This window comes from Streptomyces antnestii, from assembly GCF_004005495.1.
Taxonomy (GTDB): domain Bacteria; phylum Actinomycetota; class Actinomycetes; order Streptomycetales; family Streptomycetaceae; genus Streptomyces; species Streptomyces antnestii.
The window spans coordinates 881,440-900,779 of sequence record NZ_RZYA01000001.1; the positions used below are offsets into that span (position 1 = coordinate 881,440).

17 protein-coding genes and 1 tRNA gene are annotated in these 19,340 nt (G+C 69.7%); 13 read left to right on the forward strand and 5 right to left on the reverse strand.

Going from position 1 to position 19,340, the window contains the following annotated elements; genetic code table 11:
• The first annotated feature begins 36 nt into the window (after positions 1-36).
• Complete coding sequence (locus EOT10_RS03735) at positions 37-912, forward strand: ABC transporter ATP-binding protein (protein WP_127826556.1); 876 nt, start codon at positions 37-39, stop codon at positions 910-912.
• A gap of 135 nt (positions 913-1,047) precedes the next feature.
• Here EOT10_RS03735 and EOT10_RS03740 read toward each other — a convergent pair whose 3' ends face one another.
• Entirely contained in the window at positions 1,048-1,893 is an 846-nt protein-coding gene (locus tag EOT10_RS03740; RefSeq protein WP_127826557.1) for a sugar phosphate isomerase/epimerase family protein, read from the reverse strand.
• Between the two features lie 84 nt (positions 1,894-1,977).
• Positions 1,978-5,502: a ThuA domain-containing protein gene (locus EOT10_RS03745; protein WP_127826558.1), complete on the reverse strand. Its 3,525-nt coding sequence runs from the start codon at positions 5,500-5,502 to the stop codon at positions 1,978-1,980.
• 261 nt (positions 5,503-5,763) lie between these two features.
• On the opposite strand from EOT10_RS03745, the gene EOT10_RS03750 reads away from it, so the two are divergent.
• Together EOT10_RS03750 and EOT10_RS03755 are read left to right on the forward strand one after the other, a co-directional pair.
• The gene (locus EOT10_RS03750; RefSeq protein WP_127826559.1) at positions 5,764-6,123 is read left to right on the forward strand and encodes an MmcQ/YjbR family DNA-binding protein; all 360 of its coding nucleotides are present in this window, start codon (positions 5,764-5,766) and stop codon (positions 6,121-6,123) included.
• Between the two features lie 354 nt (positions 6,124-6,477).
• On the forward strand, positions 6,478-7,761 hold the full coding sequence (locus EOT10_RS03755; RefSeq protein ID WP_127826560.1) for an MFS transporter: 1,284 nt from the start codon (positions 6,478-6,480) through the stop codon (positions 7,759-7,761).
• On the opposite strand, the gene EOT10_RS03760 is transcribed toward EOT10_RS03755, so the two are convergent.
• Together EOT10_RS03760 and EOT10_RS03765 are read right to left on the reverse strand one after the other, a co-directional pair.
• Positions 7,727-8,641 (reverse strand): transketolase family protein, encoded by a 915-nt coding sequence (locus tag EOT10_RS03760; RefSeq protein ID WP_127826561.1) that lies wholly within the window; start codon positions 8,639-8,641, stop codon positions 7,727-7,729. The two genes, EOT10_RS03755 and EOT10_RS03760, sit on opposite strands and share 35 nt — an antisense overlap.
• A 98-nt stretch (positions 8,642-8,739) precedes the next feature.
• Positions 8,740-9,453 carry a thiamine pyrophosphate-dependent enzyme gene (locus EOT10_RS03765; protein WP_127826562.1) on the reverse strand — a complete coding sequence of 238 codons (714 nt, stop codon included), beginning with the start codon at positions 9,451-9,453 and terminating at the stop codon, positions 8,740-8,742.
• Between the two features lie 150 nt (positions 9,454-9,603).
• Here EOT10_RS03765 and EOT10_RS03770 point away from each other — a divergent pair.
• A tRNA-Pro gene (locus EOT10_RS03770) sits at positions 9,604-9,677 on the forward strand.
• A 521-nt stretch (positions 9,678-10,198) separates the two neighbouring features.
• Positions 10,199-10,513, forward strand: a complete 315-nt coding sequence (locus tag EOT10_RS41070) for a hypothetical protein (RefSeq protein WP_189491058.1) — start codon at positions 10,199-10,201, stop codon at positions 10,511-10,513.
• A gap of 538 nt (positions 10,514-11,051) precedes the next feature.
• Here EOT10_RS41070 and EOT10_RS03780 read toward each other — a convergent pair.
• Positions 11,052-11,534, reverse strand: coding sequence for a type I restriction enzyme endonuclease domain-containing protein (locus EOT10_RS03780; protein ID WP_127826563.1), 483 nt, complete (start codon positions 11,532-11,534; stop codon positions 11,052-11,054).
• A 45-nt stretch (positions 11,535-11,579) separates the two neighbouring features.
• Here EOT10_RS03780 and EOT10_RS03785 point away from each other — a divergent pair, with 45 nt between their 5' ends.
• From EOT10_RS03785 to EOT10_RS03820, 8 genes are all read left to right on the forward strand, one after another.
• The gene (locus EOT10_RS03785; protein ID WP_223280735.1) at positions 11,580-12,869 is read left to right on the forward strand and encodes a TadA family conjugal transfer-associated ATPase; all 1,290 of its coding nucleotides are present in this window, start codon (positions 11,580-11,582) and stop codon (positions 12,867-12,869) included.
• On the forward strand, positions 12,866-13,732 hold the full coding sequence (locus tag EOT10_RS03790; protein ID WP_127826564.1) for a type II secretion system F family protein: 867 nt from the start codon (positions 12,866-12,868) through the stop codon (positions 13,730-13,732). The genes EOT10_RS03785 and EOT10_RS03790 overlap by 4 nt, the downstream gene beginning before the upstream one ends.
• Positions 13,732-14,631 (forward strand): type II secretion system F family protein, encoded by a 900-nt coding sequence (locus tag EOT10_RS03795; protein ID WP_189491069.1) that lies wholly within the window; start codon positions 13,732-13,734, stop codon positions 14,629-14,631. Before EOT10_RS03790 ends, EOT10_RS03795 begins: the two co-directional genes overlap by 1 nt.
• Positions 14,632-14,668: 37 nt before the next feature.
• On the forward strand, positions 14,669-14,854 hold the full coding sequence (locus tag EOT10_RS03800) for a hypothetical protein (RefSeq protein WP_127826756.1): 186 nt from the start codon (positions 14,669-14,671) through the stop codon (positions 14,852-14,854).
• Positions 14,847-15,257, forward strand: a complete 411-nt coding sequence (locus EOT10_RS03805) for a TadE family protein (protein WP_223280737.1) — start codon at positions 14,847-14,849, stop codon at positions 15,255-15,257. The genes EOT10_RS03800 and EOT10_RS03805 overlap by 8 nt, the downstream gene beginning before the upstream one ends.
• A 10-nt stretch (positions 15,258-15,267) precedes the next feature.
• The gene (locus EOT10_RS03810; protein WP_127826567.1) at positions 15,268-15,684 is read left to right on the forward strand and encodes a TadE/TadG family type IV pilus assembly protein; all 417 of its coding nucleotides are present in this window, start codon (positions 15,268-15,270) and stop codon (positions 15,682-15,684) included.
• Positions 15,681-16,139, forward strand: a complete 459-nt coding sequence (locus tag EOT10_RS03815) for a pilus assembly protein TadG-related protein (protein WP_127826568.1) — start codon at positions 15,681-15,683, stop codon at positions 16,137-16,139. The genes EOT10_RS03810 and EOT10_RS03815 overlap by 4 nt, the downstream gene beginning before the upstream one ends.
• Before the next feature lie 260 nt (positions 16,140-16,399).
• Positions 16,400-18,823, forward strand: a complete 2,424-nt coding sequence (locus tag EOT10_RS03820) for a BTAD domain-containing putative transcriptional regulator (RefSeq protein WP_189491072.1) — start codon at positions 16,400-16,402, stop codon at positions 18,821-18,823.
• Positions 18,824-19,340 lie beyond the last annotated feature (517 nt).

The following is a 19,340-nucleotide window of genomic DNA, read 5'->3' on the forward strand; positions in this document are numbered from 1 at the left end:
CGTCCCGACCGGCCCGGCCACAAGGAGAGCCGCACCATGCCCAAGGACGCGACACTGAAGACGGACGCGACCCTGAAGAAGGACGCGACACTGAAGAAGGCCGACGGCGCGACCGGCGACACCAACCACACCGGCCACACCGGGACCGCGGTACGCGCGGCGGACGTCGACGTCCGCTTCCGCACCAAGAAGAAGGACGTCACCGCCCTCACCGACGTCTCGCTCGACGTCGCGGCCGGCGAGTTCGTCGCCATCGTCGGACCGTCCGGCTGCGGCAAGTCCACCCTCCTCAAGCTCGTCGCGGGCCTCCTCACCCCCTCGTCCGGCGAGGTCAGCCTCTACGGCGAGCGCGTGCGCGGCCCACGCCACGACATCGGATACGTGTTCCAGCGCGCGGCCCTCCTGGAGTGGCGCTCCGCGCGGCGCAACATCCTCCTCCAGGCGGAGATGCGCGGCATGCCCGCCACCCAGGCACGCGCGCGTGCCGACGAGTTGATCCGGATGACCGGCCTGACGGGCTTCGAGGACGCGTATCCGCACGAGCTGTCGGGCGGCATGCAGCAACGCGTCGCCCTGTGCCGGGCGCTGCTGCACGAGCCGCCCGTGCTCCTCATGGACGAGCCGTTCGGGGCGCTCGACGCGCTCACGCGCGAGCAGCTCAACGTCGAGATGAACCGCATCTGGCGGCAGACCCGCACCACCGTCCTCCTGGTGACCCACTCCATCGCGGAGGCCGTCTACCTCGCGGACCGCGTCGTCGTGATGAGCCCGCGCCCCGGCACCGTCACGGAGATCATCGACGTCGGCCTGCCCGCCGAACGGGACTACGCGCAGACCCTCGCGACCCCCGAGTTCCGTACGGCCACGGGCCGCATCCGCGAGCTCCTGGGAGCGGTCTCGGCCCACGACTGACCGCCCGCCGCGCGCACAGCAGGGCCCGCACGAACAGGGACCCCGTGCCCATGACAGGGACCCCGTACCCCGAGACGATCCTCGGGGTACGGGGTCCCATCCACGTGCCTACGTGCCTACTTGCCCACGTGCGGGTCAGTACCGCAGTGCCGCCAGGTAGGCGTAACTGTTGCGGGCCGTCGCGAACGGGTCCTTCGGGGTGTCGTGCTCCACCAGCCACTGCCGGACACCGCCGGTGTCCGCGTCCTCGAACATCGCGGCGAAGTCGAGCGTCCCCGACCCCACGTCGGCGAAGCTCCCGTCGGGCGCCATGTCCTTCACGTGCAGGGCCGGGAAGCGATGCGGATGCTCCACGAAGTAGGTCGCGGGATGGGCGCCGCCCTTCGTCGCCCAGTACACGTCCAGCTCGAAGGCGACCAGATGCGGATCGGTCTCGCGGACGAGGATGTCGTACAGGTTCTCCCCGCCCAGCACGTCATGGTCGCCGTCGTGGTTGTGGAACAGGACGGGCCCGAGGCCCGCCTCGCGCGACGCGGCGCCGATCCGGTTGAACTGCCGTGCCGCCTCCCGGTATCCGGCCACGCTGTGCATCGAACCCGGCAGGCTCGGCACGACCGGCCACTTCGCGCCCAGCGTGTGCAGATCCTCCAGCGCCTGCGGCAGGCCGGCGCCCGACAGCATCGTGTACGCCACGTGTTCGAGGACCGCGCGCAGCCCGGCTGTGTCGAGCATCCGCCGGATGTCCGCGGCCCCGTGCCCGTGCCGCCCGCTCACACCAACCGTCGCGTACCCGATCTCCGCGAGCTGCTCCACGGTGCCCGCGAAGTCCTTCGCGAGGACGTCACGCATCGTGTACAGGTGCATGCCGATGCCGCCGCGCGGGATGCGCCGCCGGTCCTCGGCCGACGCGGGCAGCGCCGTGGTGACGGCCGCCGCGAGCCCCAGCGACGTACCGAGAAAGGCCCTTCGGGTGGTTCCCATGCCGGTGCTTCTCAGGCCGGTGCTTCGCAGGACGGTGTTTCTCACGCCGGTGTTACTCATGTTGGTGGTTCTCATGCCCACTCCTCACTTCACCGTGATCCGGACCGCGCCGGTGGTCGTGTCGCCCTTGTCGTCGGTGACGGTCAGATGCGCCGTGTACGCACCCGCGCGCGCGTACGCGTGCTGGGCGGTGGCGCTCTCCGTACCGGTCGCCTTGACGTTGTCCCCGAAGTCCCAGTGGTACGAGGCCGCGGTACGGCCCTTCGGGAGCTGCACCGCGCCCTGGAGCGCGACCGTGAGTGGCGGGGCCCCGCTCTCCGGTGTCGCGGTCACCGTCACCTCGGCGCCCGCCCGCTTCTCCACGCCGGGCCCGTTGAAGTGCAGCCAGTCGACTGCGAACAGGTCGGCCTTGTCGGCGCTCCACTGCGGGTTGGTGAAGACGGCGTAGAGCGTGAACGTGCCGTCGTAGTCCGCCAGTTCGGTGGTGGGGGACACCACGTTGCCCCAGCCACCCGTGTTCGGGACCGACACCTTGCCGAGCAGTTCCCCAGTGGGGGAGCCCGCGCGGAACTCGATGTCGCCGCCGATCCCGCCCGACGCGGCACCCACCGTCACCGAGTCGACCCCCTTCAGATGCACGGGGTCGAAGGACACCCAGTCGCCGTCCTCGATCTCCGTGAGCCGCTTGCCGCCCGACGCGTCCGCGCGGCTCGCGACCACGGCGCCGTCGTGCGCGCCACCGGTCTTCGTGAAGTGCTCGGCCTCACGGAAGGACGTACGCAGCGAGAGCGACGCGGACCCCGTCAGCGCGGGCACCCCGTCCGCCCCGCCCTTGTCCTCGTACTGGGCGCTGATGCCGTAGTAGAGGTTCTGGCCGGGACCGTGGCTGTCCCCGGCGTCCGTCACGATCTCTCCCGCGCATCCCGTGTAGTTGTCCAGCGGATGCAGATGGGAGTCATGTCCGAGCTGCGACTGGACGACGACGCGCGAGCAGTCGACCGGCCGGCCGTCCTCCCGGTCCGCCACCTTGATCCTGAACGGGATGGTGTCGCCGAAGCTGAACGTCCCGCCGTTCGGCGGCTGTTGGATCGTCACCTCGGGCCGGGTGTTGCCCACGGTGATGTCTCGGACGGCGTGACCGCTGAGCCCGGTCGGGCCGGTCACGGTCAGGCGCGCCGTGAACACACCGTTCTTCTGGTAGGTGTGCTCCGGGTTCGCCTCGGTCGAGTCGGTGGTGCCGTCCCCGTCGAAGTCCCAGGCGTACGTGACCGGTTTGCCGTCGGGCAGGCCCGAGCCCTCGCTGGAGAACGTGACGGCGAGCGGCGCCTGCCCGCTGTCCGGCGCCGCGGCGGCCCGCGCGTCCGGGAGACGGCCGTCGGCGACGTAGTCGATCCGGTAGATCCCGGACCCCTCGTTGCTGCCGCCGCGCCCCGTACCGCTGCCGAGCCCGAAGTCGATGACGTACAGGGACCCGTCGGGACCGAAGTCCGCGTCGAAGGGCTGGTTCCACTTCATGTCGGGGAACACGGAGTTGATGGACTGGACATCGCCCGCCCTGGCCGGCGCGAACCGCGGGTCCGTGAACGTCTGGTCCTTCTCCTGGATCGAGAAGGTCTTGAACCACTGCCGCGTCAGCTCGAAGTTGAACCACTTCCCGTCGAAGTACTCAGGGAACTTGGTCCTGTTCGGATTGGCCGGGTCGTAGGCGTACACGGGACCGCTCATCGGGCCACCGCCCCCGGTACCGAGCTCGGGGAACTCCTTCGACGCCGAGTACGCGTACCAGACCGTCGCCGCGTGCGCGGGCGGCAGGTCGCGCAGGCCGGTGTTGTTCGGTGAGTCGTTCACGAGGTGGCCGCAGTCGAACTTCGCCCCGGACTTCTGTGTCGCGAAGTCGTAGTCGTTGAACGGGGTGTTGTCGCCGACGCAGTACGGCCAGCCGTAGTTCCCCGCCTTGGTGATGCGGTTGAACTCGACGGTCCCCTCGGGCCCCCGGTCCGCGACCGCGTTACGGGCGTCGGGACCGTAGTCGCCGACGAGCAGCGCCCCGCTGACGGGATCGGTCGTGATCCGGAACGGGTTCCGCATCCCCATCGCGTACACCTCGGGGCGCGTCTTGTCCGTCCCCGGCGCGAACAGGTTCCCCTCGGGAATCCCGTACGTGCCGTCGGCCTTCGGCGTGATCCGGAGCACCTTGCCGCGCAGGTCGTTCGTGTTGCCGGCGGTGCCCTGCGCGTCCCAGGCGCGGCGCCCTTCACGCTCGTCGATGGGGTTGAAACCGTCGGAGGCGAACGGGTCGGTGTTGTCGCCCGTCGCGATGTAGAGGTCACCCTTGTTGTCGAACGCGATGGAGCCCGCCATATGGGAGTTGGCGCGCCCCTCGCCCCGCCAGGTGGGGATGGAGAGGAGCCGCTTCTCCGAAGCCGGATCGACTTTTCCGCCCACCTCCGTGAACCGCGACAGATTGATCCGCTTCTCGGTCTTGTCGGAGTTCAGCAGATAGAGCCAGTGGTTGTCCCGGAACCGCGGGTCGAGCGCGAGCCCCAGCAGACCGTCCGACTGACTCGTCATCTCGGGTGTGTAGTCGAGGTCGAGCGCCGTGGTGACCTTCAGCGTCTCCTGATCGATGATCTTCAGCTTGCCGGTGCGCTGGATGAAGAAGACGCGCCGGTCCGGCGCGACGGCCAGCTCGAACGGGTCCGCGAGGTCGGAGGTGGCGAGCGGGGTGCGCTGGAAACTGCCCGTCTTCGTCGCCGAGCAGTCCCCCGGCTTGTCGCCGGCCGCCCACTGGATGCCGCCGAGGATGTGCTGGAGGAACCCGGGCTCCTGGAAGGCCGACGCGGCGTGCCCGCCCGCGGTGTACCAGGACCGGCCGCCGTCGTAGTTCTGGCACCACGACCACGGGTGGTCGACACCCTCGTCCAGGCCCGTGACACCGTCCCGCACCTTGATCTGCGCGAGCGTGTGCACCTTCCCGGTGGGATTGGTGCGCCAGTTGTACCACTCCTCCGTGCGCTCCCAGAGCTCCGGAAGCCCCTTCGTGGAGGGGTGCGCGTGGTCGAGGACCTTGATCCGGCCCGTCTGCACGGCGGGATGCTGGTCGAAGATCGCCCCGACGAGCCCCTCGTACCAGCCCCAGTCCCGCTCGCTGGCCGACGCGGCGTGCAACCCGACCCAGCCGCCGCCCCCGCGCACGTACTTCTGCAGGGCCGAGCGCTGGGAGGCGTCGAGCAGATCGCCCTTCTCCGGCGTCGAGTCGGTGTTGTTGAAGACGATCGCCTTGAAGCGGGCGAGGTTCTCGTCGGTGAACGCGGTGGCGTCGTCGGTCGCCTCGACCTCGAAGCCGTTCTCACTGCCGAGCTTCTTGATCGCGTCGATGCCCGCCGGGATCGAGTCGTGGGCGTAGTTCGTGACCTTGGAGAAGACGAGCACGCGGTACGAGGCGGCGGCCTCGGCCGCCGCGCGGGGCGGGGCGGCGAGCCCGAGCCCGACGACGAGGGCGAGAAGGGAGACGAGGGCGAGGAGGCCGGTCCTGGGCGAGCAGGGACGATGTCGTCTTCGTGCGGCGGGGGGAGGGGGAGGGGACGTGGCTGGACTCGTAGAACTCATGGCGCTCCCTGGGCGGTGGGCCGGTGGCTTGTGACCGATGGCCGGCTGCGGGCGTGCGGTGAGTGCTGCGGGAATGCCGGAGCGCTTGGACGTATCGGTTTTAGAAAGCGCTTTCCCGACGGCGTCGTTCAGCGTAGGTTCCGGGAAGGAAGGGGTCAATGGGTCGGAACCGGCAATAGGCGCCGCGGGGTACGGGAGTTGACGGGCTCGCGAGTCGTCTCCGACCGGCGATTGTCAGTGGGTTTGGTTACGGTTCGTTCCATGTCAGACGCCGACGACGTACGTTCCATCGCACTCGCCCTGCCGGAGGTGACGGAGAAGATCGCCTGGAGCATGCCGACGTTCCGGGTCGCGGGGAAGATGTTCGCCACGCTGCCCGAGGAGGAGACGTCCCTCGCGGTGCGCTGCCCCAAGGAGGAGCGGGACGAACTGGTCCTCGCGGAGCCCAGGAAGTTCTGGATCGCCGACCACGAGGCGGCTTTCGCGTGGGTGCGGGTGAGGCTCGCCGCGCTGGACGACACGGAGGAGCTGCGTGACATCCTCACCGACTCCTGGCGCCAGGCGGCTCCGGGCCGACTACTGGACGCCCACCCGGAGTTGGGGCCTCCGGAAGCTGGATAGGGGTGGGGGAGCGGTACGGGCAGGAGGGCCCGGACAGGGCCCGGATATTCAGGGGGCGATGTGCGTGCAGCGTGAAATGATCCGGCGGGGCTAGGGAGAGCGGCGCCGCGAGGGGCACCGCGTTGCCGGGGAGGGGTAGGAGCGGGAATGGACGGTCTACCGGCGGAGGGGCGAGGCGGGTCGGAGGAGCGGGATGTGCGTGCCGCACCGGATGTGCGTGCCGCGCCGGACGCGTCAGACGTGCTTGGCGCACGGGACGTGCCTGCCGCACCAGTCGCATCGGGTGCGCGGGACGCAGCGGGCGTACCATCCGCGACGGAGCACCGCACACAGCCCTCGACCTCGACCTCGACCTTGCCCTCGTCCTCGACCTCGTCCTCGATCTGGTCGCGGGACTTCGGGCTGTTCTTCGCGGCGCGGGCCGTGGCCAAGCTGGGCGACACGATGCTGCCCGTGGCGCTCGCCGCGGGCCTGCTGGAGCACGGTTACGGCGCGGGCGCCGTAGGACTGGCGATGGCCGCATCCGTGGCCTGCTTCGCGGGACTCGTCATCTTCGGCGGCGTCTTCGCGGACCGTTTCAGCACCCGGCTCCTGATGATCGGCGCCGACGTCACGCGCCTCGTCACCCAGTCCCTGGCCGCGGTCATGTTCTTCACCGGGCACGTGGTGCTGTGGGAGATCTGCGTCATCGGCGCGGTGAACGGCGCGGCGTCCGCCCTCTTCCAGCCGGGCGTCGCCAGCACGGTCCCGCGCCTCGCCGCCGACGTACAGGCGGCGAACGGCGCGATACGCGTGGCCGAGTCCGTGGCACAGCTCGCGGGCCCGGCCGTCGCCGGCATGCTCGTCGCGTTCGCGTCACCCGGCGTCGTCTTCGCGTCCCACGCGGGAACGTACGGACTGAGCGCCCTGTGCCTGCTGCTGCTCCGGCTGCCCCCGGCCCCGGCGGGCGCGGAGGCGAGCCACGGCAGCGGTTTCCGGGCCGATCTCGTCGAGGGCTGGCGGGAGTTCAGGTCCCGCACGTGGCTGTGGGGCGTCATCGCGATCTGGTGCGTCCTGATGATCGCGGCCTGGGGCCCGGCCGTCCCGCTCATCGCCACACAGGTCGTCCAGGAACACGGCCCGCGCGCCTACGGCCTGGTCAACTCCGCGCTCGGCCTCGGCACGGTCATCGGCGGAGTCTTCGCCCTACGACTGCGCCCCCGCCGCATGCTGCGCGCCGGCGCCGTCGCCCTCTTCGGCTTCAGCCTGTTCCCGGCGACGGTGGGCGCGGGGCTCAGCGTGGAGGGGATGGCGGCGGGCGCGATCGTCGCGGGCGCCGGCATGTCGTTCTGGGGCGTCATGTGGGCGACGAGCATCCAGACCCAGGTCCCGCGCGACGTCCTCAACCGCATCCACGCCTACGACGTCGCCGGCTCCCTCGCGATGACACCGGTCGGCCAGGCCCTCGCCGGACCCGCCGCCGGCGTCTTCGGCACCCGGCACGTACTGCTCGCCGGTGGCGTCACGACCGTCCTGGTCGCGGCGTCCCTGCTGGCCGTCCCCGCGATCCGCGGCCTGGTACGGGTCGACAGCATGCCGGGCCGGAAGGCTGTCGCGGCGCCCGCTAGCCGCGAACCGGCGCGCCCAGGAAGCCGCTGATCCGCTCCCGCAGAGAGGCGGGGTCGAGGCCGTGCGCGGCCACGTGCTCCTCGATCTGCCCGTACCGGCGCAGCTCACGGCGGCCCACGCCGAGCCCCAGCACCCGGTGCGGCAGGTCGGCGAGGGCGTCGTTCGCGACAGCGGTCGACGTACCGGCCAGATACGGCTCGACGAGCACCACGTCGGCGGCGTCCGCCACCCCCGCGGCGCGGCGCAGGGCGACGGAGTCGAAGGGCCGCACGGTCGTGGCGTACAGCACGGTGACATCGAGGCCCTCGGTGGCGGCGAGTACGGCGTCGAGCATGGGCCCGACCGCGACCACGACACCACCCCGGCCTTCGCGGACGGTCAGGAAGCGCTCTCCGTCAACGGCGAGGGCGTCCCTGTTCGACTGCTCGGAGAGCCGGACGTAGACCCGGTCGTCGCCGGCGCCGACGGCATGCCGCAGCAGCGTCTCGGCCTCGTCGGGGTGCCCCGGCACGTGCACCGTCCAGCCGTCGAGAGTGTCGAGCAGTGCGACGTCACCGGGCGCCATGTGCGTGAACCCGCCCGACGGCCAGTCGAACGACGCGGCGGCGCTCACCAGAACCCCGCCCACGTCCTGGTGCCCGAAGTCCAGCTTGACCTGCTCGAAGGGCCTCTCCACCAGGAAACTGGCGAAGGTGTGTATGACGGGCCGCATCCCGGTCAGCGCGAGCCCGGCCCCTGTCCCGATGAGCAGCTGCTCCCTGATGCCGACGTTGATCACCCGGTCCGGGTGCTTACGCTCCGTCTCCACGAAACGGTCCCTGCCGATCTCCGCGAGAACGACGGCGACCCGGGGGTCCTCGTCAAGAAGCTGGGAGACGACGGGGGCGAACCGATCACGCATGGTGTCCATGACGCGGATGTCCTTCCAACGAAAACGGAACAGAACAGAACAAAGAGGTGCAAGCCGGAGTGGGCGAGCGGAGCGGAAGGGTTGGGGGTAGCCAGGGCTCAACCGCTCTTCGGCTCGACGCGGGCGACGATCGCGTGCGGGCGTCCGGGGTGGGGCGCGGTGAACGCCTCGTACAGGGCGGAGTGATCGCGGCCGTCGACGGTCACGGCGGACCAGCCGGCCGCCTCGAAACGGGCGGCGATCCCGCCGGGCCGGGCGTGGCTGGCGGAGGAATTGTCGACGACGACGGTGTGGAGCCGGTCGAGGGCGGCGGGCCCGGCGAAGGCGATGGCCTCGTGGTTACTGCCCTCGTCCAGCTCGGCGTCACCGATGAGGGTCCAGACGGCGGGCTCCGTGAGCCCCTGCGCCCGCAGCCCGAGGGCGGTCCCGACGGCGATGGGCAGCCCGTGCCCCAGGGACCCGCTGGCGATCTCGACACCGGGGACGAGCACGCGGTCCGGGTGATGCCCGAGAGGTGAGTCGTAGGACCCGAAGCCGGGCAGCCACTCCAGGGGCACGAACCCCTTCGCGGCGAGTACCGCGTAGTAGGCCATGGGCCCGTGCCCCTTCGACAGCAGGAACCGGTCGCGTCCGGGATCTTCCAGGGCGCCGGGCGCCACCCGGAGCACCCGGTCGTAGAGGACCCACAGCACATCGAGGGTGGAGGTGGCGGCGGGCCCGTGCTTCTCGTCGCCGGTCATGAGACCCATGAGGCCGGGAAGGTCTTCGTAGGAGTAGGTACGTTCCGCGGTACGCGCCGCTGTCGTCGTCATGACAAGAAGCGTGCAACCTCAAGTCGACTTGAGGTCAACAGGCATCTGCGGCACCGCTGCCGCGGATAAGGGGTGAGCGACCACGGCCCCGAGTGCGGTATGGTTTCCGTGCGCGTTCGGCCAAGGGGAAACCCCAGGTCAGACGAGCACCGGGACGTGGCGCAGCTTGGTAGCGCACTTGACTGGGGGTCAAGGGGTCGCAGGTTCAAATCCTGTCGTCCCGACAGTTCGAACGTTTCGAACGTCGCAGGTGAAGGGCCGTTTTCATAACGGCCCTTTTTCTGTTCCCGGGCCCGCTCCCTGGGAGCAATGGGAGGGAGCACGCTCCCTCCCAGTCCCCTTAACGATTTGCTCCCACTCGGGCCGCTGCGCACATATTCGATTTCTTGCCCACGCGTTCACATCCGTGTCCGTTTTGTGACCGCCGGCTTCCCGTCGTTCGGGGGGTCTTATGGGTATGAGCTTCCGCTCTTCGGGCAGGTCACGCTCACTCCCTGTGGGAGCGGGGCTGGGAGCGGCGTTCCCATAACCGGGGTCGACGGTATGGGGCCATGCGAAATCTTGGCCCCATGTCCGATTTTGGCTGGGTGGTATGCCGGTTTCCGGTGGTGGCGGTTAGTGGACGTATTGAGATGTTGAACGCGGGCGTGAGCGGTTCGACGACCTTCGGGGACGTAGGTGGCAGGGGAGTCGAATTTAAGTCTGGTCGTGGCCAAGGGCGGTGGTTCCCCGCACTGAGTGGACAGTGGCCGCGCATCATGCCGTAGGCGCCGAAGGTAGGAGGGACGGCTGGCCGTCGCCCTGGCGCAAGACCAAGATCGGTGATCTCGCCAAGGAAGCAGAGTCCAAGATGCTGGAGTGGCTCGTTGTTCTGGCTCGATGCTTCCGCCTGCAGGAGGCGATCGCTGTGCTCGAACTCGACCGGGTGCCGGACGCGTCTCTGGGGGAGTTGGACGGGCATCGCCTCGGGCTGAAGGCTGCCCAGCAGGACCGGTTGGAACTCATCTCACGTAGCACAGCGCTTAATGGCCCGCGTTATTGCGGCCGCTGGCACGGCTAACACGACGGTGCTGCTGTACCCGACCAGGTCCCGGGACGTGGCGTATTCGAGCAGCCAGATCGGGATCGCCGTCGTTGACTTTCATCGGCTGTTTCGGGTAGAGCGAGGCCGACAGTCATTGGAGGCGAGACGACGGGCGGACACGGCCACGGAGGTGTGACAAGGCGCTCGGGACGGGAGCAGACGGCGTCGATGCCGCCAGGCGCTTCGGCAGCGAGACCCTCGACCGGGCCAAGTCGGCGACGGGCAAGCTCTCCAGCCGATCGCCGAGCGAACGCTCCGTCGGCGCGGGGACGAAGAGGAACGCGGCGACGAAGGCTGAATGAGAAACGGCTTCCTCGACGCAGGGAGACATGCGCTGACGGTTGGCCGGTCGCTGATGGAGGCCGGCGGCTTCAGGCCCCAATTGCACCCTCAATTGCGATGAGCCTCGAACCTGGAACCCCCCTGCTCCTGGAATAGAGGCGACGATCCGCCGCCTCGGCAGGGGATGCTCCCGCCGAGGCGGAACGGTGGCCCAGGGATGTTGGAGTCAGTATCAGCTGTCCGGGACGCCGGTTGTGGACCATTCGTCGGCGAAGTGCTCCATCTGCTTCAGGACCAGGTCGACAGCCTCCGCGCGCCTGTCCGGCGGGTAGCCGCGGCGGGCCAGCAGGCGCTTGATGGCGCTGCGAAGGCCGGCGCGGACCGGCTCGCGGGCGATCCAGTCCGGCTTGAGCTTCTTCTGGACCTCCGCGACGAGGTCACGGGCGATGCTCGCCAGGATCTCGTCACCCATGAGTTCCTGAGCCGTGCCGTGCTCGGCCACGGCGTCGTAGAAGGCGAGCTCGCGCCAGTTCAGCGGCGGCTCGAACTTCTCACCGCGCCTGGCGTCCTCAACCACCTCCTTGGCCATCTCGACCAGTTTGGCGATCAGTTCGGCACTTGTGTACTGCTGCCGCGTGTACCGGATCATGAGGTCCTGCAGGCGGTCGGAGAAGGCCGTGCGGCGGACGATGTTGTGACGCGTGACCTCACGCATCTTCTAGGGCGGGACGCAATGAGGGACCACGGCCGCGCTGCCGACATGTTCCGGGAGAACATCGCCGCGACCCTGACGGGTTTCGCGCACTCCCGCAGCGAGGCCGGACTGCCGGTGCAGAGCAGTGGTGAACGGCGCACCCTGGCCAGGAAGCTGCTCGCTGATGAGATCGCCTCCCACAACCAGGGCCGGCTCCGCGTGGGTCAGTCAGCGTTGAGTGACGGCGAACGGGAGGCACTGGAGCGCTCGGTGATGGAGGCGCTGTTCGGACTCGGTTCCCTCCAGGAACTGCTGGAAGACGACCGGATCGAGAACATCCAGATCAACGGTGCGGACCAGGTCTTCGTCCGCTACGCCGACGGAACCGAAGAACAGCGCGCCCCCGTGGCCACTTCCGATGGTGAACTCGTCGATCTCGTAAGGCAGATCGCGGCTCGCTCGGGCCTGGAGGAACGGCGCTTCGATCGCGGGTCGCCGAGCCTGAATGTGTGCCTGCCGGACGGTTCACGCTTGTTCGCGGTGATGGCGCTGTCGCACCGGGTGGGTCTGACGATCCGCCGGCATCGCTTCAAGCGCGTGTCCATGGATGACCTGGTCGACCGCCTCGGCGTCTGCGACCGGCCCCTGGCTGCGTTCTTGACGGCGCTGGTGCGGGCTCGGAAGAACATCATCATCGGCGGCGGCACCAACGTCGGCAAGACCACCCTCGCCCGCGGCCTGGCCTCGGTCATTCCCGCCTGCGAGCGGCTGGTGACCATCGAGGACACCTTCGAGCTCGGGCTCCACCAGGACACCCTCGCGCATCCGAACGTCATGGCGCTGCAGGCCCGCGAGGCGAACCTGGAGGGCGAGGGCGCTGTCGACCAGGCGGAGCTGGTGCGCTGGGGACTGCGGATGTCCCCGGACCGGGTGATCGTCGGGGAGATCCGGGGGCCGGAGGTCGTGCCGATGTGCAATGCCATGAGCCAGGGCAACGACGGCTCGCTCTCCACGATCCATGCTTCCACCTCACGCGGGGTGTTCACGAAACTCGCCGCGTACGCAGCCCAGTCACCGGAGCGGCTGTCGTTGGAGACGACAAACCTGCTGGTCGCCTCGGCCGTGCACTTCGTGGTGCATGTCGGCTGGGCCACGGACGGGCAGCGGGTCATCGACTCGATCCGCGAGGTCGTGGACGCGGACGGCACCCACATCGTCTCCAACGAGGTCTACAAACCCGGCCTGGGCGGGCGCGCTGTGCCCAGTGCACCGGTGCGTACCGAGACTCTCGACGAGTTGGTCGATGCCGGCCTGGACACGGCTTGCCTGCGCGGCGAGCGATGGAGGAGGACATGACCCACGGAGCGCTCATCGGCCTGTTGTGGGGAGCGGGACTCGCCCTCTCGCTGTGGCTGACCGTGTACGGCGTCATGCCGCGCCAGGGCGGCCGGCGCACTGTGCGACGGTGGCGGCTGCCACCGAAGGCGAGCGGGCGGAAGTGGCTGGCAGCGGCGGTGGCCGCAGCCCTGACCGTGGCGCTCACGGGCTGGCCGGTCGCCGGGCTGCTCACGGTGGTGGGCGTGCTGACCCTGCCGCGGCTGCTGGGACGAGATCGCGATGCAGCGGCCCGCACTGCCAGGCTGGAAGCCGTCGCGGTCTGGGCGGAGATGCTGCGCGACACGCTGTCCGCGGCCGCTGGACTGGAACAGGCAATCCTTGCCACAGCCCCCGTCGCCCCACCCGCCTTGCGCGAAGAGACGGCCCGCCTGGCGGCACGCATCGACGACGGACAGCCCTTGGGTCAGGCGCTGCGAACCTTTGCCGACGAGGTGGACGACGCAACCTGCGACATGGTCACAGCCGCACTCGTCATGGCTGCCGAACGACAAGCCCGCCAACTAGCCGGACTTCTCGGCCAGTTGGGCTCAGCGACTCGGGAACAGGTGACCATGCGGCTGAAGACCGAGGCCGGGCGCGGGCGAGTGCGGACCTCGGTGCGCGTCATCACGGGCACGACGCTGGGCATGGCCGCAGGACTGATCGTCCTCAACCGCCCCTACCTGAATCCGTACGCCAGCGTTCAGGGCCAGTTCGTCCTGGGGCTGGTGGGAGGCCTGTTCGCTGTTGCGTTTTGGTGGCTGATGAAGATTGCCGCGGTGGTGGAGGAGCCCCGGGTCCTCAAAGACGCACGCAGCACGGTTGGGGAGGCGGGGGTTTGATGACAGTGATCCTGCTCGGGCTCGGACTCGGCGGCTTCCTGGCGCTGACCGTGTACGGCATCAACCCGCCCCGCCCGTCCCTCGCCGACACCCTGACCCGACTCGGCACGCCCATCACTGCAGCGTTTGAGCCGGTCTCGGCGGACACAGGAGAGGGCTGGGCGTCACGCCTTGGGTGGCGGGCCGTGCCGGCGCTGAAGGCCCTCGGTCTGCCCACCCGGAGCCTGCGCGACGATCTAGCGGTCGCAGACGTCCCGGTCGAGCGTTTCCTGGCCGAGAAGACTGGCGCCTTCCTCGCCGGTCTCCTCGCGCCGAGCGTCGCCTCACTCCTGCTGTGGGCGCTCACTGGCAGTGGACTTGGCATGCAGTCGACGGTTCTCGGCTCGCTACTGACGGGGACGGTGCTGTTCTTCACCCCGGACCTGTCGGTTCGGTCCGAGGCCCAGCGGCGCCGCAAGGAACTGCGCCACACCCTGTCCGTGTTCCTCAACCTCGTGGTCATCGCCCTGGCGGGCGGCGCCGGCATCCACCAGGCCCTCTCGGACGCTGGAACCAACCCGCACGGATGGGGAGCGGCCCAACTACGCCGCGCCCTGACCGCCTCGGAGGTCGGGCGGACCAACGTATGGCACGAACTGGGCGCACTCGGGGCCCGCACCGGGGTGCGGGAACTGGCGGAACTCGCGGCGACGGTCTCGCTCGCCGGCAGCGAAGGCGCCAAGATCCGCGTCTCACTGGAGGCGAAGGCCGCCGCAATGCGCACCCGCAGCCTGGCCGAATCCGACGGCGCCGCCCAGTCCGCCACCGAACGGATGTCACTGCCCGTCGTCGTCCTCTTCGCAGGCTTCCTCGTCTTCATCGGCTACCCGGCCCTGCAGAACGTTCTCGCCGGGCTGTAGGCCACAAACACTCACTAGAACGGAGCTTGCCGTGAACATGCGCCCGATCGCCATCCGCACCCGCGCCTGGTGGCGACGCGCCAGAACAGGGATGGCCCAGGATGCGGGGTACTCCACCGAGACCGTCATCGTCACCGCCCTGCTGGTCATCATGACCCTCGCGGTCATCGGCGTCATCGCCGCCAAAGTGACCGCCAAGGTGGGCGGGATCGACCTTGGCTAGAAGAAGCCGACCACCGCGCACGAAACGGCCGGCGGACCGTGGGGCTGCGAGTACCGAGCTGGTACTCGTGGTGCCGTTGCTCATGACCCTGCTGCTGTTCATCGTGCAGTTCGCTCTCGCCCTGCACGCCCAGCACATCGCCCAGACGGCCGCCTCGCGCGCCCTGGCAGCGGCCCGGGCCCAGGACTCCACTGCCGCGGCCGGCAACACTCGCGCGGCGGCCACACTGCGCCTGCTGGGCGGGGCGGTGCTCAAGCATCCAACGGTGAAGATCAGCCGCGGAACGGAGGGTTTGGCGGTGAACGTGGAGGGTGAGGTCGTCGAGGTCGTACCGGGTGTGCATCTGCGGGTGGCCGGGAACGCCGCGGGGCCGACCGAGAAATGGGTGGTACAGACAGGGTGACCGGATGCGCATGACCACTCAATTACACCGGCCACGCGATAGCGGGTCGGCGACGACCGAACTCGTGTTAGTGACACCCCTGTTGATCCTGCTGGCGCTGGTCGCCGTCGCCTTCGGCAAGCTCGTCGGCGCGCGCCTGGACGCCGACGAAGCCGCCCACCAGGCAGCCCGCGCCGCCACCCTGGCGCGCTCCGCCGACGCCGCCAAGGCTGAGGCCAGCGGGGCGACCACGCGCAGCCTGACCGGGGCCGGCTCCTCATGCACCGGCCCCCGCGTCACTCCCGAACTGGGCGACTTCACCCCGGGGGGTGTGGTGCGGGTGACAGTGACGTGCCGCGTCGTCCTCGACGTGCCAGGCATGCGCAACGTCGATGTCACGGAATCGGCCGCCTCCGTAGTGGATCTATATAGGGGAGTAGACCCATGAGACACAGAAAGCAACGCGGTGCGGCGATCAGCGACTCGGGGCAGGTCACCGCAGTCGTCGTCGTAGCGGTGGCCGGACTGTTCCTCTTCGCCGGGCTCGTCATCGACGGCGGCCTCGCCCTGGCCGGGAAGGTACGCGCCGCCGACACCGCGCAAGAGGCAGCACGCGCCGCCTGCCAGCAAGTCGACCTCGACTACCTGCGCGCCACCCACCGCACGAGACTCCATGTACGCGAGGCCGGCGCGGTGGCACGCGCACGCGTGGCCGCGGTCGGTGACACCGCCCGCGTGCAGGTGCGAGAGGACCAGGTTCAGGTCAGCGTCACCCACGTCCAAAGGAGCCAAGTCCTCTCTCTGGTCGGCGTAGACCGGCTCACTACCACGGCATCCGCGACCGCCCACATCGAACTCGGCACCACCACCCCCTGGCATCAGGGCACAGAAGGAGCGCCTTGATGCCACGACCGACCCCGGCTCACCACACCCCGCACCGGCTAACCGCCGCCGCACGTCTCCTCGCCTCCGCCAGCGCGCTCACCGGCGCCCTGGCGGGCGTTCCGTACGTTCTCCTTACCGCTGTCGGCGCGCCCTGGCCCAGCCAGGCCACCTCGCTCAACGACCTCCTCACGCGGCTCGGGCAACCGATCAGCGACCCCTTCGTCCTCCAGGCCCTCGCCCTCGTGGGGTGGGCCTGCTGGGCGTACTTCACCGCTACCATGCTGCGCGAAGCAAGCTGGCTGACGCGGCGCCTGCCCGCGCTCGCCCGGGATGCGACGCTCCTTCGGCGCCACACCGCCACGCTGCCCGCCCACCGGGCCGCCGCCGCACTCCTCGTCGGCACCCTGCTCATCGCCTTGATCGGCGTCTGGCGCCTGCCTGCCGCGCACGCCACCGTCCCTACCGCGAGCCCCGCCGCGGCACCGGTTGCGACCACCGCGCCCCTGCATGTGACACCCGCGCGGGTCGCTGAGCCCGCGCACGCCACCTACATCGTGCAACCCGGTGACACCCTGTGGGACATCGCCGAGCAGCACCTCGGCGACCCCCTGAGCTGGCCGAAGATCTACCAACTCAGCTGCTCCATCAGGCAATCCGACGGCGCGCTACTCGCCGACCCTGACCACATCCAACCGGGCTGGCGACTGCATCTACCCGTCCACAACGCGCCCTCACCGCACCCGCCGCAGCCGTCCACAGAGACCCCCGCACCGCCCCCACGCACATCGACTCCGGCCCCTGAGCCCGAGGAACACCAGACTCCGGGCCGCGGTGAACACGAAGACGAGCAGCGGCAGACGGACCGTCAGCAGCAGGAACGCCGCCCGGCCCAGGAACATCGCCCGGTCACCATCCCGCTGGGCGCCGCCTCCGCGATCGGCGTCACTACCGCGGCGGGTATCGCAGCCGCCCTCGGCTTTGCCCGATGGCACGCCACGCGCCGCCGGACACCCCGCCTCGACTCCCTCGCCATGCCCCTGGAGGACGACGACCTTCAGCTGGGCGATGCACTGCACCGCAGCAACCAAGCCTCTCTGGCCAACCGCGCCACCCGTCACCACAACCCCGACGTTCTCGCGCGGCGCACGGCACCGGCCGACCCGGGCCAGCCGGGCACGGTCACGATCGCCGAACGCGCCGGCCGGGAAGTACGCATCGACGCTCTCGCCGTACCCGGCGGCGTCCACCTGGACGGGCCAGGCGCCGAGGACGCTGCCCGACACCTGCTCATCGCCATCGCCTCCGCCGCCCAACGGCTGCGTCCCGCCCCACCCTGCGTACAACTGCTCACAGACGCGGACACCGTACGCCGACTCCTGGCCGGCACCGATGTATCGGTCCCGGCCTGGACAGTGACGAGCGACATCGCCGCAGCCGTCGAGGTCGCTGAGCACGCGCTACTGGAGCACGCCCGTCACGAACAGCGCCTGGACACTGAGGTGTTGGAACACGGCGCGCCGGCCCTCCACGTATTGCTCGTGGACGGCCAGAGGCATGGAGAGGACGAAGGCCGGCTGCGGGCGCTGGCCGCACGAGCCGGAGCTGGCCAGCTCGCCGTCGTCACCCTTGGAGGCTGGCGCGACGCTGCGCAGCAGCGACTCGCGATCGCCGACGACGGCACCGCTACCGGTCCGCTCACCGCCCTGAACGACGTCACGATGTTCCTCCTCGCCCCCGAGACAGCCCACGAACTTGTCCAAGGGCTGCTGGCAGCCCACGGGCACCCCGCCGGCTCACCCGACGCCACCGACGCACAGGATCCCGAGCCAGAACCCACCACGGAACCGCAGCGCCCCGATAAGCCGCGGCCCAGCCGCAAGTCTCCAGCCCCTGCCTCTGTGCAGGAGGCCGGGCCGTTTGGCCCGGTGCGCTTGGTTCTCCTCGGTGGATTCAAACTCCTCGTCCACGGCAAGGAATGCAAACTCGCAGACACCAGGAAAGAAGAGACCCGCGAATTCATCGCTCTTCTCGCCGCCCATCCAGGTGGCCTGCGCGGCGAAGAAATCGCGGAGAAGATGCAACTCGCCGACGACCCGACCGAAATGAAAGCGGACCTTGAAAACCTGCGGCGTGCCGCCCGACGAGTCTTCCGCAGTGCCACCGGCAAAAAGGAAGTCGCCTTCGTTACCCTCAGCGGGCCCATCCACCGCCTTGACCCGCAATACATTTCCACGGACGTCACAGCGTTCACCAAAGCCCTCACAGCGGCCACCCGCGCCGACTCCCCGCACGAACGCGCCACAGCCCTCCAACGCGCGACCGCCCTCTACACCGGGCAGCTGTGCGACGGCGCCGATTACCTGTGGGCCCAGGGCCTCCGGATTGCCCTGCATCGCCGCGCCGTTGATGCCCTGATGCTGCTTGCCGAGCACACCGCGCAACAGTCCGCCGATCCCGAACCCGCCCTCGCCCTGCTCAACCAGGCCGCCGACCTCGATCCCGAAAACGAACGTGTCTACCGGCGCATCATCAAGCTCCAGATCACCGTGGGCCGTGACGATGCCGCTCACCGCACCCTGGCCCTGCTCACGGACCGTCTCGCCTCCATCGACGCCTCGCCGGAACCCGCCACCCTCGCACTTCTCAACCGGGCCCCGCCCACGCGCCGGACCGCAGCAGGCGGCACACCAATCAGACGGTGAAGTCCTCCGACTCGTCCTGACCCACGTCCTGCCACCGGGATCCATCCCGCCGTCCCGCTTGCACAGGAGCACCCCTACGGAGCATCCGCCCAGGCCACGGCCCGATCCGCCACCGCGGACCGGGCCAGCCTGCATATCGGTAGGAGAATCTGTCCCGATCTGCTGATACCGGCGGCCCAACCCCGTTTCCTCGGCATATGCAACTCACTGCCCCTTCGCACCTGTTGTCACCTCCCAGCCCTCATCAACCCCTTTCCCTTCTTCCTTCCTTGCCTGAAGGTTGCCGGCCCCTCGGCCGGGTGAGGCGGGTGCCCAGGCGTAGCCGGAGGCGCCCGCCGTGCCGCCGGGGCCGTGCCGCCGGGGCCGTGCCGCCGGGGCCGTGCCGCCGGGGCCGTGCCGCCGGGGCCGTGCCGCCGTTCGAGCGCGCGCTCGATTTTCCGGCGCCGCCGGCGCCGGTACGGGCCTTGATTTCGGTCGCCGGATCGCGGGGGCACGACAGGAAGCGTCGCGCGGCCCG

Bases quoted from the DNA above. Each gene is read 5' to 3' on its own strand.
- EOT10_RS03810 (WP_127826567.1), top strand. From the start codon at position 15,268: ATGACCACTCAATTACACCGGCCACGCGATAGCGGGTCGGCGACGACC.
- EOT10_RS03760 (WP_127826561.1), bottom strand. From the start codon at position 8,641: ATGGACACCATGCGTGATCGGTTCGCCCCCGTCGTCTCCCAGCTTCTT.
- EOT10_RS03815 (WP_127826568.1), top strand. From the start codon at position 15,681: ATGAGACACAGAAAGCAACGCGGTGCGGCGATCAGCGACTCGGGGCAG.
- EOT10_RS03750 (WP_127826559.1), top strand. From the start codon at position 5,764: ATGTCAGACGCCGACGACGTACGTTCCATCGCACTCGCCCTGCCGGAG.
- EOT10_RS03745 (WP_127826558.1), bottom strand. From the start codon at position 5,502: ATGAGTTCTACGAGTCCAGCCACGTCCCCTCCCCCTCCCCCCGCCGCA.
- EOT10_RS03765 (WP_127826562.1), bottom strand. From the start codon at position 9,453: ATGACGACGACAGCGGCGCGTACCGCGGAACGTACCTACTCCTACGAA.
- EOT10_RS03785 (WP_223280735.1), top strand. From the start codon at position 11,580: ATGTTCCGGGAGAACATCGCCGCGACCCTGACGGGTTTCGCGCACTCC.
- EOT10_RS03735 (WP_127826556.1), top strand. From the start codon at position 37: ATGCCCAAGGACGCGACACTGAAGACGGACGCGACCCTGAAGAAGGAC.
- EOT10_RS03800 (WP_127826756.1), top strand. From the start codon at position 14,669: ATGCGCCCGATCGCCATCCGCACCCGCGCCTGGTGGCGACGCGCCAGA.
- EOT10_RS03820 (WP_189491072.1), top strand. From the start codon at position 16,400: ATGCTGCGCGAAGCAAGCTGGCTGACGCGGCGCCTGCCCGCGCTCGCC.
- EOT10_RS03780 (WP_127826563.1), bottom strand. From the start codon at position 11,534: ATGCGTGAGGTCACGCGTCACAACATCGTCCGCCGCACGGCCTTCTCC.
- EOT10_RS03790 (WP_127826564.1), top strand. From the start codon at position 12,866: ATGACCCACGGAGCGCTCATCGGCCTGTTGTGGGGAGCGGGACTCGCC.
- EOT10_RS03740 (WP_127826557.1), bottom strand. From the start codon at position 1,893: ATGGGAACCACCCGAAGGGCCTTTCTCGGTACGTCGCTGGGGCTCGCG.
- EOT10_RS03795 (WP_189491069.1), top strand. From the start codon at position 13,732: ATGACAGTGATCCTGCTCGGGCTCGGACTCGGCGGCTTCCTGGCGCTG.